This is a genomic window from Kitasatospora sp. NPDC059146, from assembly GCF_042786665.1.
Classification (GTDB): domain Bacteria; phylum Actinomycetota; class Actinomycetes; order Streptomycetales; family Streptomycetaceae; genus Kitasatospora.
The window spans coordinates 1-14,703 of the sequence record NZ_JBHZCY010000086.1 but is presented as its reverse complement, the minus strand read 5'-3'; the positions used below and the strand labels follow the sequence as shown (position 1 = coordinate 14,703).

The window sequence follows — 14,703 nt, the reverse complement described above, 5'->3', positions numbered from 1 at the left end:
CACCGCCCCCTGTAATGGGGCGCGTTGCCGCCCGCCGTGGGAAGGGACCGATGCACGAGATGTCGATCGCCGCCGCCGTGGTCGAGCAGGTGGACACGGCCGCGCGCGAACACCGGGCCCCCGGCGTGGCCCGGGTCCGGCTCCAGGTCGGCGAGTTGGCGGGCGTGGTGCCCGAAGCCCTCGACTTCTGCTTCGAACTCGCCTGCGCCGGAACGCTGGTGGAGGGCGCGGTGCTGGACACCGAGGCCGTCGAGGCACGCGCCCGCTGCTCGCCCTGCGCCGTCGAATGGGCCGTCGGCATGCCGCCGGACCTCGGCTGCCCGGACTGCCGCTCCGGCGTGGGCGTCGAGCTGCTCGCCGGGCGCGAGCTCCAGATCCTCGACGTCGAGTGGGCCGCCGGCCCCGGCGTCCCGGCCGAACAGAAAGGCTGAAACCGATGTGCCAGTCGGGCCACACGGTCGACCTCCGCCGGGCGGTGCTCGCCCGCAACGACGACAGCGCCCACGAGCTGCGGGCCGCACTGACCGCCCGCGGGACGGTCGCCGTCAACCTGCTCTCCAGCCCCGGCAGCGGCAAGACCGCCCTGCTGGAAGCCGAGTTGGGGCTGGCCCGGCGGCGCGGGATCCCGGTCGCCGCGCTCACCGCCGACCTCGCCACCGAGAACGACGCGCTGCGGCTGGCCCGTTCGGGCGCACCGGTGAAGCAGGTGCTCACCGACGGGCTCTGCCACCTGGAGGCGCGGATGCTCGCCGGGCACCTGGACGGCTGGCTGCCGCAGGACTGCCGGCTGCTGTTCGTGGAGAACGTCGGCAACCTGGTCTGCCCGGCCTCCTACGACCTCGGGGAATCGCTGCGGGTCGTGCTCGCCTCGGTCACCGAGGGCGAGGACAAGCCGCTCAAGTACCCGACCGCGTTCGGGCTGGCCAACCTCGTGCTGGTGACCAAGGCGGACCTCGCCGCGGCGGCCGAGTTCGACGAGGCGGCGTTCCTGGCGAACGTCCAGCGGGTCAACCCCGGGGTGGAGGTGGTGCCCACCTCGGCCCGGACCGGGGACGGTGTGGGGGCGCTGCTGGACCGGGCGCTGGCGGTGCTGGACGGCGCCGTGCCGCACCGGCCGGTGATGGCGGCCGGGCAGGGCGAGCACGCCCACGCGGGGCAGGCGCACGCGGAGCACTCCCACGCCGGGCACTCGCACGCGGAGCACTCGCACGCCGTGCCGGGGACGCCGTGACGGCGCTCGACCGCGAACGACGGCGGGTCGCCGTCCGGGGGTTGGTGCAGGGCGTCGGCTTCCGGCCCTTCGTCTTCGCGCTGGCCGGGGAACTCGGCCTGGCCGGCAGCGTCACCAACACCGGGGAGGGCGTCCTCGCCGAGGTCGAGGGCAGCCCGGCCGCCCTGGACGCCTTCTGCCGCCGGGTCGCCGCCGACGCCCCGCCGCTCGCCCAGGTCGCCTCCGTCGAGCACGCGCCGCTCGCCGCCACCGGCGCCACCGGGTTCGCCATCACCCCCTCCCGCACCGACGGGCCCCGGGCCACCCTGATCCCGCCCGACGTCGCCGTCTGCGCCGACTGCCTGGCCGAACTCGCCGACCCCGCCGACCGGCGCCACCGGCACCCGTTCATCAGCTGCACCAACTGCGGCCCCCGGCACACCATCGTCACCGGCCTGCCGTACGACCGGGCCAACACCACGATGGCGGGCTTCCCGATGTGCGCGGACTGCGCCCGGGAGTACACCGACCCGGCCGACCGCCGCTTCCACGCCCAGCCCGTCGCCTGCCACGCCTGCGGGCCGCGGCTCACCCTCACCGTGCCCGGACGCGCCGACCTCGACGGTGAGGACGCGCTCGGCGAGGCCCGGCGGCTGCTCGCCGACGGGGCGGTCCTCGCCGTCAAGGGCATCGGCGGCTACCACCTGGCCTGCGACGCGCGCGACGCCGCGGCCGTCGCCCTGCTGCGGCGGCGCAAGCGGCGCGGCGACAAGCCCTTCGCGGTGATGGCCCGCGACCTCGCCACCGTCGAGGCGCTGACCACGGTCGGGCCGGTCGAACGGGAACTGCTCACCGGCGCCGTCCGGCCGATCGTCCTGCTGCGCCGCCCCGGGGGCTTCGCGGCGCAGCTCCCGGCGGTCGCCCCGGGCAGCCCCGACCTCGGGGTGATGCTCCCGTACACCCCGCTGCACCACCTGCTGCTCGCCGCCCCCGGGCCCGACCTGCTGGTGATGACCAGTGCCAACCTCTCCGGCGAGCCGATCGTCACCGACGACCGGCACGCGCTGAGCGCGCTCGCCCCGCTGGTCGACGGCTGGCTCGGCCACGACCGGCCGATCCACGTGCCCTGTGAGGACTCGGTGGTACGGGTGGTGGACGGCGAGCTGCTGCCGCTGCGCCGCTCGCGCGGGTACGCCCCGCTTCCGCTCCCGCTGCCGGTGCCCGTCCGGCCGGTGCTGGCGGTCGGCGGCGACCTCAAGAACACCTTCGCGCTCGCCCGCGACGGCTACGCCTGGCTGTCCGGCCACATCGGCGACATGGACGACCTGGCCACCCTGCGCGCCTTCGACCGGGCGGTGGGGCAACTAGGCCTGGTCAGCGGGGTGCGGCCCGAACTGCTGGTCGCCGACCGGCACCCCGGCTACCGCTCGCTGCACCACGCCGAGCGCACCGCCGCCGGCCGGCCGGTGCGCCGGGTGCAGCACCACCACGCCCACGTCGCCGCCGTGCTGGCCGAACACGGCCTGGACGGCGGGCGGCCGGTCCTCGGCATCGCCTTCGACGGGACCGGCTACGGCGAGGACGGCGCGATCTGGGGCGGTGAGGTGCTGCTGGCCGACTACGACGGGTACCGCCGGGTCGCCCACCTCGGCTACGTGCCGCTGCCGGGCGGCGACGCCGCGGTCGAGCGCCCGTACCGGGCGGCGCTCGCCCACCTGCGCGCCGCCGGGCTGCCCTGGGCGGCCGGGCTGCCGCCGGTGCTGGCCTGCCCGGAGGACGAACTGCGGCTGCTGGAGCAGCAGTTGGAGCGCGGACTGAACTGCGTGCCGACCTCCAGCATGGGCCGGCTGTTCGACGCGGTGTCCTCGCTCGCCGGGGTCTGCCACCGGGCCGGGTACGAGGCCCAGGCGGCGATCGAACTGGAGGCGGCCGCAGTGGAGTTCGGCCCGGCGGAGACCGGCCCGGCGGCGGGCTACGCCTTCGGGCTGGCGGAGCGCGCGGGCGGCTGGACCGTCGAACCCGGGCCGGTGCTGGCCGGGGTGCTGGCGGACCTGGCGGCGGGCGCGCCGACCGGGCTGATCGCCGCCCGCTTCCACCGCGCGGTCGCCGGGGCCGTCCGGCGGGTCTGCGCGAACGTCCGCCGGGAGTACGGGATCTCGACGGTGGCGCTGAGCGGCGGGGTCTTCGCCAACGCGCTGCTCTCCTCGGCCTGCGCGAGCGGCCTGGGGGAGGACGGCTTCACCGTGCTGCGGCACCGCCGGGTGCCGCCCAACGACGGAGGGCTGGCGCTCGGCCAGCTGATGGTGGCCGGCCGGTCGTCGGCCGCCCGGGAGGAGTGACAGCGGATGTGTCTGGCGGTGCCCGGCAGGGTGACGGAGATCGAGGAACGCGACGGGACCAGGATGGCGGTGATGGACTTCGGCGGGGTGGTCAAGGACGTCTGCCTGGAGTACCTGCCCGACCTGGCGGTGGGGGAGTACGCCATCGTCCACGTGGGGTTCGCGTTGCAGCGCCTGGACGAGGAGTCGGCCCGGCGGACCCTGGAGCTGTTCGAGGAACTCGGGCTGCTGCAGGAGGAGTTCGGAGATCCGTGGGAGGCTGCGGGCAACCCCGCGGCGGTCGAGGAGGCGGGACGGTGAAGTACCTGGAGGAGTTCCGCAACCCCGAGCTGGCCGAGGGCCTGCTCGCCGACATCAGGGCGACGGTCACCCGGCCGTGGGCGCTGATGGAGGTGTGCGGCGGCCAGACGCACAGCATCATCCGGCACGCCATCGACCAACTCCTGCCGGACGAGGTCGAGTTGATCCACGGGCCGGGGTGCCCGGTGTGCGTCACCCCGCTGGAGGTGATCGACCGGGCGCTGGCCATCGCCGCCCGCCCCGGGGTGATCTTCTGCTCCTTCGGCGACATGCTGCGGGTTCCCGGCACCGACCGCGACCTGTTCCGGGTCCGGGGCGAGGGCGGCGACGTCCGGGTGGTGTACTCGCCGCTCGACGCGCTGCGGATCGCCCGGGAGAACCCGGACCGGGAGGTGGTCTTCTTCGGCATCGGCTTCGAGACCACCGCCCCGCCGAACGCGATGGCCGTCCACCTGGCCCGCAAGCAGGGCCTGCGCAACTTCAGCATGCTGGTCTCGCACGTCCGGGTGCCCCCGGCGATCGAGGCGATCATGGATTCGTCGGAGTGCCGGGTCCAGGCCTTCCTGGCCGCCGGGCACGTGTGCAGCGTGATGGGCACCGAGGAGTACCCCGCGCTGGCCGAGCGCCACCGGGTCCCGATCGTCGTCACCGGCTTCGAGCCGCTCGACATCCTGGAGGGGATCCGGCGCACCGTACGGCAGTTGGAGCGCGGCGAGCACACCGTCGACAACGCCTACCCGCGGGCCGTCCGCCCCGAGGGCAACCCGGCGGCCCGCGCCATGCTGGAGGACGTCTTCGAGGTGACCGACCGGGCCTGGCGCGGCATCGGCGTCATCCCGCAGAGCGGCTGGCGGCTCTCACCGCGCTACCGGGACCACGACGCCGAGCACCGCTTCGACGTCGGGGGCGTCCGGACCAGCGAACCCGCCGCGTGCCGGGCCGGCGAGGTGCTCCAGGGGCTGCTCAAGCCCCACGAGTGCGAGGCCTTCGGTACCGTCTGCACCCCGCGCACCCCGCTCGGCGCCACCATGGTCTCCAGCGAGGGGGCCTGCGCCGCGTACTACCTCTACCGGCGGCTGAGCACGCCGACCGGGCCGAGCACGCCGAGCCCCGTCCAGGAGGCGAGCCCCGTTGGCTGACACCGACCTGCTCATCGAAGCGTCCGGCGGCGTCGGTGCGGCCGGTGTGCCGGACCTCTCCGGCTGGAGCTGCCCGCTGCCGCTGCGCGACCACCCCCGGGTGGTGATGGGGCACGGCGGCGGTGGGGCGATGTCCGCCGAGCTGGTGGAGAACATCTTCGCCCCCGCCTACGGCAGCCGGGCGCTGGCCGGTCTCGGCGACTCCGCCGTGCTCGAACTGGGCGGCGCCCGGCTGGCGTTCTCCACCGACTCCTACGTGGTGCGGCCGCTGTTCTTCCCCGGTGGCTGCATCGGCGACCTCGCCGTCAACGGCACCGTCAACGACCTGGCCATGAGCGGGGCCCGGGCGGCCTACCTGTCCTGCGGCTTCATCCTGGAGGAGGGGGTGGAGCTGGCCGTGGTGGACCGGGTGGCCCGGGCGCTCGGCGCGGCCGCCCGCACCGCCGGGGTGGAGGTGGCCACCGGCGACACCAAGGTGGTCGAGGCCGGGCACGGCGACGGCGTCTACCTGAACACCGCCGGCATCGGGCTCGTCCCGGCCGGGGTCGACATCCGGCCGCAGCGGGCCCGCCCGGGCGACGTGGTGATCGTCAGCGGGCCGATCGGGCTGCACGGGGTGGCGATCATGAGCGTCCGGGAGGGGCTGGAGTTCGGGGTCGAGGTGCGCAGCGACTGCGCGGCGCTCGGCGGTCTGGTGGACGCCATGCTCGGGGCGACCCTCGACCTGCACGTGCTGCGGGACCCCACCCGGGGCGGGCTGGCGGCGGCGCTCAACGAGATCGCGGCGGCGGCCGGGGTGGGCGTGGTGGTGAGCGAACGCGCCGTCCCCGTCCCGGACCCGGTGGCCAACGCCTGCGCGATCCTGGGCCTGGACCCGATGTACATCGCCAACGAGGGCAAGCTGGTGGCCTTCGTCCCGCGCACCGAGGCGGACGCCGTGCTCGCCGCGATGCGGGCCCACCCGCTGGGCGCGGAGGCGGTGGTGATCGGCGAGTGCGTCGAGGACCACCCCGGGATGGTCGTCGCCCGCACCGGCTTCGGCGGCACCCGGGTGGTGGACCTGCCGCTGGGCGAGCAGCTCCCGCGGATCTGCTGACGGCGCCGGTCGTGTCTCCACCGGCGTCCGGCCGGCGCGACGGGCCCCTCGGGAAACCGATTTCCGTTTTCGCCCGGCCGTGGTCTATGGTGGAGACATCGACGCGGGGTGGAGCAGCTCGGTAGCTCGCTGGGCTCATAACCCAGAGGTCGCAGGTTCAAATCCTGTCCCCGCTACTCAGTAGGAGCCGGGGTCGGCGCACTTGGTGCGTCGGCCCCGGCTTTTTTGCGTCCGGGGGCGGTGCCGGGCCGAGAAGTCCACACAAGCGGAGGCGTCGGCACTTCTGGCGGGGCGGGGCCGATCGTGCGAGCCTTGCGCGGGTTCGGCCGGGGGTCCGCTCAGGGCCGTCGGCCGCCGGTTCGTCGGGCACCGTGGATTTCCAGGGGGGACGCAATGCGGATCAGGATCGGACGCCGTACGGCCGAGGTCGCCGCCGTGGTGGCGTTGACGCTCGGAGCGACGGGCATGGCGACGGGGGGTGCGTCGGCCGCGTCCCAGCCGACCGGGGCGGAGGCCTGCCCGAGCGGGAACGTGTGCCTCTACTTCCACTCGCCGCAGTACGGCTGGGGCGCGTGGGAGAACTGGTCGGTCGGGCAGACCGTCGACCTGCGCAGCGCCCACTTCGGCCACTGGGGCAACAACGGCGCCGGCTGGGGGCAGACCGTGGCGGACAACGCCGCCTCGCTGGTCAACAACACCGGGCAGACGGTGGCCGTGGTCGCGGACGACGGGACCTGGGACTACTACCGGGCGGGCTACTCCGACGTGCTCGACTACACCTACAACAAGGACGCCCAGCTCTGGAGTTGACCGGACCTTGGCACGGGAGGCCCCCGCACCGGATCGGTGCGGGGGCCTCTTTGCCTTCGGCGGCTGAGTGGCCATCAGGGTGAGGTGGCGTGAAGTCGGTTGGTGTGCGGTCGAGTTGCCGGCATTGATGGGGCCCTGACAGCAGATTTGGTTACTTTAGGGTAATTTAAGGGTGTCGTCCGGGTGAACGTCCCCGGCCTCGCATGAAGGACTCGTACGTGCTCTCTCCTCACTCCCGCCGCTCCGGCCGCCGTCTGGCCGGCACCGCGCTGGCCCTCGCCGCCGCCGTCGGTGCGCTGCCCGTCGCTCCCGCCTTCGCCGACCCGGCCCCGGTGCCGGCGTCGACCGTTCCGGCCGTGCCGGCCTCGCCCGCCGATGCCACTCCGTACCTGGACGCGGTGGAGCGGACGCTGCGTCAGGTGTCGCCCGGGCTGGAGGGAACGGTCTGGCAGCGGACGGCCGGCAACCGCCTCGACGCACCGGCCGGGAACCCGGGCGGGTGGCTGCTGCAGACGCCGGGCTGCTGGGGCGACGCCTCCTGCACCGAGCGGACCGGCACCGAGCAGCTGCTCGACAAGATGCGGGAGAACATCGGACGGGCCACCCGGACCGTCGACATATCAACTCTCGCCCCGTTCCCGGACGGTGCGTTCCAGGACGCCATCGCCGACGGCCTCAAGGCCTCGGTGGCCGCCGGGAACACCCCGCACGTGCGGGTCCTCGCCGGCGCCGCGCCGCTGCTCAACATCACCGCGCTGCCCTCCAAGTACCGGGACGACCTGGTGGCCCGGCTCGGCAGCGCCGCCGGCCGCGTCACCATCGAGGTCGCCTCGATGACCACCGCGAAGACCGCGTTCTCCTGGAACCACTCCAAGTTGCTGGTGGTGGACGGGCAGAGCGTCATCACCGGCGGCATCAACAACTGGAAGGGCGACTACCTCGACACCGCCCACCCGGTCACCGACGTCGACCTCGCGCTCACCGGCCCGGCCGCCGCCTCCGCCGGTGCGTACCTGGACACCCTGTGGGACTGGACCTGCCGCAACACCGGGGTCCTCTCGGCCGCGTGGTACGCCTCCACCAACGGCGCGAGCTGCACCCCCGACCTGGAGAAGCGCCGCAACCCGGCGGTCGGGCAGGTGCCCGCCACCGGAAACGTCCCGGTGATCGCGATCGGCGGCCTCGGCGTCGGGATCACCGACGAGGACCCCGCCTCCGACTACCGCCCCGACCGGACGGCCCGGCCCGCCGACGTCAAGTGCGGCCCGATCGGCCTGCCCGACCGCACCAACGACGACCGCGACTACGAGACGGTCAACCCCGAGGAGAACGCGCTGCGCGCCCTGATCGCGGGCGCCACCGGCCGGATCGACATCTCCCAGCAGGACGTCACCGGCACCTGCCCGCCGATGCCCCGCTACGACGCCCGGCTCTTCGACCTGCTCGCGGGCAAGCTCGCCGACGGGGTCAAGGTCCGCATCGTGGTCAGCGACCCCGGCAACCGCGGCGCGGTCGGCAGCGGCGGCTACTCGCAGATCAAGTCCCTGAACGAGATCAGCGACACCCTCGCGGCCCGGCTCGCCGCCCGCCTCGGCGACCCGGCGCAGGCCCGGACCGCGATGTGCCGCAACCTCCAACTCGCCCCGTTCCGGGCCTCCTCCGCCCCGACCTGGGCCGACGGCCACCCGTACGCGCTGCACCACAAGCTGGTCTCGGTCGACGGCTCCGCCTTCTTCATCGGCTCCAAGAACCTCTACCCGGCCTGGCTCCAGGATTTCGGCTACGTCGTGGAGAACCGCACCGCCGCCGCGCAGCTGGACCAGCAGCTGCTCGCCCCGCAGTGGCAGTACTCGCAGGCCGCCGCGACCTTCGACTACAGCCGCGGCCTCTGCCAGGGCTGAGTCCGCGGCACCCCGCCGAGCCGCCGTCCGGAGCCTCCTGCCCAGGTGCCCTGGGCGGCGGCTCGGCCGCTGCGCCAGCATGGGGGCATGCCCCAGACGCCGGAGTCCGCCCGCAGCATCGCCGACAGGTACGTCGCCCAGGTCGCGGCACTCGACCCGGCGACCTCGACCAGACTCGGTCTGCACCCGGAGGACGACCGGCAGCCGGACCTGTCGCCGGAGGGCTTCGAGGCGCTCGCCGAACTCGGGCGGCGGACGCTGGCCGCGCTCGACGACGCCGCGCCCCCGGACGGAGCCGCCGACCGGGACTGCGCCCGGCTGCTGCGGGAGCGGCTCACCGCCGAACTCGCCGTGCACGAGGCCGGCGACCACCTCCGCCAACTGCGCAACGTCAACTCCCCGCTGCACAAGGTGCGGGGCGTGTTCACGATGATGCCCACCGAGACCGACGAGCAGTGGGCGGCCGTCGCCGGCCGGCTGCGCAACGTGCCCGGAGCGCTGGACGGCTACCGCGCCACCCTGATCGAGGGCATCGCCCGGGGACTGCTGAGCGCACCCCGGCAGGCCCGCGCGACCATCGCCCAACTGGACGCCTGGACCGGCCGCTCCGGCGGCGGGAGCTGGTTCAACGGCTTCACCGCGGCCGGGCCCGCCCGGCTGCGCCCCGAACTGGACGCCGCCGCCGACCGTGCCACCGCCGCCACCGCGGCCTTCCGCGACTGGCTGCACGACACCTACCTGCCCGCCGCCGACGGCACCCCGGACGCCGTCGGCCGCGAGCGCTACCTGCGCTCCGCCCGCTGGGCCAACGGCGCCGACATCGACCCGGCCGAGGCGTACGCCTGGGCCTGGGAGGAGTTCCACCGCACGGTCGCCGAGATGCGCACCGAGGCGGACCGCATCCTCCCCGGAGCCGGCCCCCGGGCCGCCATGGACCACCTCAACCGGCACGGCCACGCCGTCGAGGGCGAGGAGAACGTCCGCGCCTGGCTCCAGCAGGTCGTCGACGAGGCGATCGACGCCCTCGACGGCACCCACTTCGACATCTCCGGCCCGCTGCGCCGGGTCGAGACCAGGATCGCGCCGCCCGGCAGCTCGGGCGCGCCCTACTACAACGGCCCCAGCCTGGATTTCCGCCGCCCCGGCCGCACCTACCTGCCCACCCTCGGCCGGCGGTCCTTCCCGACCTGGCAGCTCGTCAGCACCTGGTACCACGAGGGCGTCCCCGGCCACCACCTCCAGACCGCCCGTTGGACCGCCTGCGCCGACCGGCTCAGCAGCTACCAGATCACCCTCGGCGCGGTCAGCGCCGACAAGGAGGGCTGGGCGCTGTACGCCGAGCGCCTGATGGACGAACTGGGCTTCCTCACCGACCCCGCCCGGCGGCTCGGCTACCTGGACAAGCAGATGCTCCGGATCATCCGCGTGATCGTGGACCTGGGCATGCACCTGGAACTCGCCGTCCCGGCCGACAGCGGCTTCCACCCCGGCGAACGCTGGACCCCGGAACTCGCCACCGCGTTCATGGCCGCCCACCACGGCAGCGAACTCCCGCGCCGCAGCAGCGAGATCGACCGCTACCTGGGCTGGCCCGGCCAGGCCATCGGCTACAAGCTGGGCGAACGCGTCTGGCTGCGGGGCCGCGAGGAGGCCCGCCGCCGCCAGGGCGCCGCCTTCGACCTCCGGGCCTGGCACGGCACCGTCCTCGCCCAGGGCTCGCTCGGCCTGGACGCCCTGGCGGCCCGCCTCGCCGAGGCGTAGGCCGAGGGGTCCCTGTTCCCGCCGGCCCCGGCGGGGGAGTGCCCTTACCCGATCCCGCCGGGGGTGTGGCAGCCGGGCCACCGCACCGCCTTGTCACGTTGTGTGATCAGCCGGGGGCAGTGCGCGAAAGTGTCCGACCGGGCCGAATGTGCGGGCGATCCGGCTTGTAGGCTCGTAAGGAACAGCTCGGATTCTTGAAGGGGGAGCCCGGTGCGCGCCCGTCGCTGGACAACTGTGGTCGCTGGAGTCGTCACGCTGAGCAGCCCGGCGGTGGCGTACGCCCGCGGTGGGGGCGGTAGCCACGGGTTCGGCGGCGGTGGGGGAGGCGGTGGCAGCCACGGTGGGGGCGGCGGCAGTCACGGCAGCGGCTTCCACGGGTTCGGCGGCGGTTTCGGCTTCGGGTTCGGGGCCGGCAGCGGTGGGTTCGTCTCCCTCCTGGTGATCGTGGCCGTCCTCCTCCTGATCATGTGGGTCGTGTACCGGCGCCGGAAGGCGGCGCAGGCGGTCGGCCTGAACACGGTGTCGGACCGTACCGCGCACCGCGCGGACGAGCAGGCGCGCGAGCGCGCCGCCCGGGTCGCGGCCCGGGTCGACGCCATCGCCGACACGGACGCGACCTTCGACCGCGCCGCGCTGGAGCGCCGGGCCGTCGAGCTGTACGTGACCGCCCAGAACGCCTGGACCCGGCACGACCACGCCACCCTGCGGCAGGTCCTGTCCCCGGTGCTCTACGGCAAGTGGGCCGAGCAGCTGCGCGACTACGAGTCCCGCGGCGAGGTCAACGTCGTGGAGATCGTCTCCGGCCCGGTGGTCGAGCTGGTCGACGTCGCCAACCGCGCGGGCGAGGAGAACGACACCGTCACCTTCCGGGTCACCGCGACGCTCAGGGACTACGTGCGCCGCGGCGACGGCGCGGACGCCGTGCGCAAGGACGACTCGACGCGCCCGGTCGAGTACTGGACGCTGCGCAAGAGCCCGGCCGGCGAGTGGATCGTGTCCTCGGTGGAGCAGGCGGCCGAGGGCGCGCACCACCTGACCAACGCCATCGAGACGGACGGTTGGGACCAGAAGGAGGTCGCCCGCGAGGCGGTCCTCGAGGTGGCCGGGAAGACCGCGGTCAGGGGCGCGGGCGACATCCTGTCGCTGACCAACATCTCGTGGAGCACGGACGCCGACACCGCCGTCGGCGATCTGAGCGTGCTCGACGGCCGGTTCGACAAGGCGGTTCTGGAGGTGGCCGTCGAGCGCTTCCTCGAGGAGTGGGTCATGAACGACGGCAGCCTGGACTTCACGTCCGTCCGCACGGTCGACCGGACCGTCATGCGGGACGCCGTCGTCAGGTCGGTCACGGTCCGCTCGCTGGTCTCCCGCGATCCGATCGTCTTCCGCGTCGCGGTCGACGCGGAGGGCGTCTACTACGAGGTCGACCGCCGCACCGAGCAGGTGCTGCGCGGCGACGCGCGCCGACGCCGCCCGATCACCCTCGCGTTCGACCTCCGGCTGGACGACACGTCGACCAAGGCGTGGACCGTGGTCGCCGCCGACGTGGAGTAGGCGGCGCCGTGGACGCGCACGACCGCTGACGGGACGGAACGGACCCCTCGCCCGCAGCAGAGCGCCGGCCTCAGGGGGTGACGGCCACGGCCGAGCGGTCGGCGGCGATCCGTACCGCGAAGCCGGCCAGGGCGGTGCCCATCACGTAGCGCTGGATCCGGGTCCAGAGCGGGCGGCGGGAGAAGAACGTCGAGACCGATCCGGCGGTCAGCACGAAGATCCCGTTCACGAGCAGTCCGACGACGATCTGGGTCAGTCCCAGCAGCAAGCTCTGCGCCGCGATGTGACCCCGGCTCGGGTCCACGAACTGGGGCAGCAGCGACATGTAGAGGATCGCGATCTTCGGGTTGAGCAGGCAGGTCAGCAGGCCGATCGTGAAGAGCTTGCGCGGCGGGTCCGGCACGAGCTCGCGCTGCTCGAAGACCGAGGAGCCGCCGGGGCGCACCGCCTTCCAGGCCAGCCAGAGCAGGTAGCCCGCGCCGGCGAGCTTGACCGCCAGGTAGATCTCCGGGATCAGCGAGAAGACCGCCGAGATGCCCGCGGTCGCCGCCAGCAGGTAGGCGAAGAAGCCGGTCCCGACGCCGGCCAGGGAGATCAGTCCGGCGCGGCGCCCCTGTGCCACCGAGCGGGAGACGAGGTAGATCATGTTCGGTCCGGGCGTGAGCACCATCCCGAACTCCACCGCCGCGATGCCTGCTATCGCGCTGATACCGACCATGTCGCCCCCGCCCTCAACCGTCCTGTTTTGCGGGCGAAACCTAGCACGCGACGCTCATTCGGATCATGCCCCGGTCGTCCGCGGAGGACTCCGGCGGGTCACCACCCGTTCACAGCAGACCTGATAGCGGGGCGCGGCACGGGCGGCGACGCTTGTGGGACGCGGGCCCGGGCCTAGGGTGGCCCGGCCGGGACGAAGGCGGAAGATCCATGTCGCGTTTCCTCGATGGCCGGCCGCGGGCGGCCGAGCGGCTGAGCCGGAGCGCCGGCGCGGTCGGCGCCGTACTCGGTTGCACGATGCTCGTCGTCGCGGGCTGCAGTTCGTCGTCGACGTCGCCGTCCACCGTGTCGTCCCGCCCGTTCTCGCCGGACGTGAGCTCGTTCTCCGGGGTGCTGCCGTCCGCGGTGGCCTCGGCGAAGGCGTCCGTGCTGGAGTCGGTCTCGGCTGCCGCGGCCTCCCGGTCGGCGGCGGCCGCCTCGTTCGAAGCCTCCGTGTCGGCACAGGTGTCGGCAGGCCGTGCGGAGGCACAGGCGGTCCTGGCGAAGACGGAGGGCTCCGGCAACGCCCTGTCGGACGTCACGCTCACCGGGCTGCCCAAGGCGCAGGCGGCCGGCTTCAACGCCGCGCTGGTCACGGTGGTGAACAGCACCCGGGCGACGGCGTCGTACGCGGTCAAGGTCGAATTCCTCGACGAGAACGGCAAGGTGGTGGACACCAGCTTCCTGGGAGTCAAGGACCTGGCCCCGGGCGCGAAGGCCCAGCCCACCGCGTTCAGCCCGATCGACCGGGACAAGGCACTGCTCTCCAAGGTCACCCAGGCCCAGCGGTACTGAGAACGACGCACGCACGCACGGGCGGAGGCCAGGGGCCCCTGGGGTAGTCGTGTCCGGGGCAGGCGTGTGAGCATGACCGGATGACTGCGAGGACCGAAGAGGCGTACGAGCTCTACCGGGTGACGACTCCGGTGCTGGAGATCGCCTACCATCGGACCGGCGAGCGCCGCCGTGCGTCCGCTGCCCCGGTGATCCTCCTGCACGGTTTCCCCTACGACGTGCGGGCCTACGACGAGGTCGCGCGGCTGCTCGCCGAGGCCGGCCGGGAGGTGCTGACGCCGTACCTCCGCGGTTACGGTCCGACCAGGTTCCTGGACGCGGGGACGATGCGCAGTGGCCAGCAGGCCGCGCTGGCGCGGGACCTGGTGGAGTTCATGGACGCGCTGGGGATCGAGCGGGCGGTCGTCGCCGGTTACGACTGGGGCGGGCGGGCGGCCTGCGCGGCGGCGGCGCTGTGGCCGGAGCGGGTCCACGGCCTGGTCGCCGCGGGCGGCTACACCGTCCAGGACATCGCCCGGGCGATGGAGCCCGCCGCACCGGAGGCGGAGCGCGGCCTCTGGTACCAGTACTACTTCCATTCCGAGCGAGGCCGCCAGGGGCTGGAGCAGAACCGGGAGGAGCTGTGCGGGCTGCTCTGGCGGCTGTGGTCGCCGACCTGGGCGGGGGCGGCGGAGGCGTTCGCGGCGTCGGCGGCGAGCCTGCACAACCCGGACTTCGTGGACGTCGCGATCCACTCCTACCGCCACCGTTTCGGCCTGGTCGAAGGCGATCCGCGCTACCGGGAGGCGGAGGACGCGCTGGCCGGTCGGCCGACCGTCGTGGTCCCGACGGTGGTGCTGGTCGGCGAGGAGAACGGCGTGATCCCCGTGGCGGATCAGACCGGCACCGAGCGGTTCACCGGGCCGTGCGAGGTGCGGACCCTGCCCGGGGTGGGGCACAACGTGCCGCAGGAGGCCCCCGGAGCGTTCGCCGCGGCGATTCTGGGCCTTCAAGGCGAATCTTTCAGGGGTCGAGGTGAGCGAAAGCCTGAACACCGCCACAG

Annotated in this window: 13 protein-coding genes and 1 tRNA gene; 13 read left to right on the top strand and 1 reads right to left on the bottom strand. The window is 73.8% G+C overall.

Going from position 1 to position 14,703, the window contains the following annotated elements:
• Positions 1 to 50 precede the first annotated feature (50 nt).
• From hypA to ACFXPX_RS29590, 11 genes are all read left to right on the top strand, one after another.
• Complete coding sequence (gene hypA / locus ACFXPX_RS29640; RefSeq protein ID WP_380523639.1) at positions 51 to 431, top strand: hydrogenase maturation nickel metallochaperone HypA; 381 nt, start codon at positions 51 to 53, stop codon at positions 429 to 431.
• Positions 432 to 436: 5 nt separating this feature from the next.
• Positions 437 to 1,231 (top strand): hydrogenase nickel incorporation protein HypB, encoded by a 795-nt coding sequence (hypB, locus tag ACFXPX_RS29635; protein WP_380593178.1) that lies wholly within the window; start codon positions 437 to 439, stop codon positions 1,229 to 1,231.
• Positions 1,228 to 3,549 carry a carbamoyltransferase HypF gene (gene hypF, locus ACFXPX_RS29630; RefSeq protein WP_380644061.1) on the top strand — a complete coding sequence of 774 codons (2,322 nt, stop codon included), beginning with the start codon at positions 1,228 to 1,230 and terminating at the stop codon, positions 3,547 to 3,549. Before hypB ends, hypF begins: the two co-directional genes overlap by 4 nt.
• 6 nt (positions 3,550 to 3,555) lie before the next feature.
• Complete coding sequence (locus ACFXPX_RS29625; protein ID WP_380397731.1) at positions 3,556 to 3,849, top strand: HypC/HybG/HupF family hydrogenase formation chaperone; 294 nt, start codon at positions 3,556 to 3,558, stop codon at positions 3,847 to 3,849.
• On the top strand, positions 3,846 to 4,988 hold the full coding sequence (gene hypD / locus ACFXPX_RS29620) for a hydrogenase formation protein HypD (protein ID WP_380644060.1): 1,143 nt from the start codon (positions 3,846 to 3,848) through the stop codon (positions 4,986 to 4,988). The genes ACFXPX_RS29625 and hypD overlap by 4 nt, the downstream gene beginning before the upstream one ends.
• A 13-nt stretch (positions 4,989 to 5,001) precedes the next feature.
• The gene (hypE, locus tag ACFXPX_RS29615; RefSeq protein ID WP_380644072.1) at positions 5,002 to 6,084 is read left to right on the top strand and encodes a hydrogenase expression/formation protein HypE; all 1,083 of its coding nucleotides are present in this window, start codon (positions 5,002 to 5,004) and stop codon (positions 6,082 to 6,084) included.
• 102 nt (positions 6,085 to 6,186) lie between these two features.
• Positions 6,187 to 6,260 (top strand) — tRNA-Met (locus ACFXPX_RS29610).
• Between the two features lie 217 nt (positions 6,261 to 6,477).
• A complete protein-coding gene (locus ACFXPX_RS29605) occupies positions 6,478 to 6,894 on the top strand; it encodes a peptidase inhibitor family I36 protein (protein ID WP_380397735.1) in 417 nt (138 codons plus the stop codon).
• Between the two features lie 218 nt (positions 6,895 to 7,112).
• On the top strand, positions 7,113 to 8,795 hold the full coding sequence (locus ACFXPX_RS29600) for a phospholipase (protein WP_380593181.1): 1,683 nt from the start codon (positions 7,113 to 7,115) through the stop codon (positions 8,793 to 8,795).
• An 87-nt stretch (positions 8,796 to 8,882) separates the two neighbouring features.
• Positions 8,883 to 10,556 carry a DUF885 domain-containing protein gene (locus tag ACFXPX_RS29595; protein WP_380644059.1) on the top strand — a complete coding sequence of 558 codons (1,674 nt, stop codon included), beginning with the start codon at positions 8,883 to 8,885 and terminating at the stop codon, positions 10,554 to 10,556.
• 210 nt (positions 10,557 to 10,766) lie between these two features.
• Entirely contained in the window at positions 10,767 to 12,110 is a 1,344-nt protein-coding gene (locus ACFXPX_RS29590; RefSeq protein WP_380644058.1) for a Tim44-like domain-containing protein, read from the top strand.
• Between the two features lie 70 nt (positions 12,111 to 12,180).
• On the opposite strand, the gene ACFXPX_RS29585 is transcribed toward ACFXPX_RS29590, so the two are convergent.
• On the bottom strand, positions 12,181 to 12,828 hold the full coding sequence (locus ACFXPX_RS29585; protein WP_380644057.1) for a LysE family translocator: 648 nt from the start codon (positions 12,826 to 12,828) through the stop codon (positions 12,181 to 12,183).
• Positions 12,829 to 13,037: 209 nt separating this feature from the next.
• Between ACFXPX_RS29585 and ACFXPX_RS29580 the strand changes: the two genes are divergently transcribed.
• Both ACFXPX_RS29580 and ACFXPX_RS29575 read left to right on the top strand, forming a co-directional pair.
• Positions 13,038 to 13,661, top strand: a complete 624-nt coding sequence (locus ACFXPX_RS29580; protein ID WP_380595300.1) for a hypothetical protein — start codon at positions 13,038 to 13,040, stop codon at positions 13,659 to 13,661.
• Positions 13,662 to 13,741: 80 nt separating this feature from the next.
• Positions 13,742 to 14,703: alpha/beta fold hydrolase (locus ACFXPX_RS29575; RefSeq protein ID WP_380644056.1), on the top strand; the 962-nt coding region annotated here is incomplete at its 3' end.

Coding starts and splice junctions, on each gene's coding strand:
- hypB (WP_380593178.1), top strand. CDS start 437: ATGTGCCAGTCGGGCCACACGGTCGACCTCCGCCGGGCGGTGCTCGCC.
- ACFXPX_RS29605 (WP_380397735.1), top strand. CDS start 6,478: ATGCGGATCAGGATCGGACGCCGTACGGCCGAGGTCGCCGCCGTGGTG.
- ACFXPX_RS29595 (WP_380644059.1), top strand. CDS start 8,883: ATGCCCCAGACGCCGGAGTCCGCCCGCAGCATCGCCGACAGGTACGTC.
- ACFXPX_RS29580 (WP_380595300.1), top strand. CDS start 13,038: ATGTCGCGTTTCCTCGATGGCCGGCCGCGGGCGGCCGAGCGGCTGAGC.
- hypA (WP_380523639.1), top strand. CDS start 51: ATGCACGAGATGTCGATCGCCGCCGCCGTGGTCGAGCAGGTGGACACG.
- ACFXPX_RS29585 (WP_380644057.1), bottom strand. CDS start 12,828: ATGGTCGGTATCAGCGCGATAGCAGGCATCGCGGCGGTGGAGTTCGGG.
- ACFXPX_RS29625 (WP_380397731.1), top strand. CDS start 3,556: ATGTGTCTGGCGGTGCCCGGCAGGGTGACGGAGATCGAGGAACGCGAC.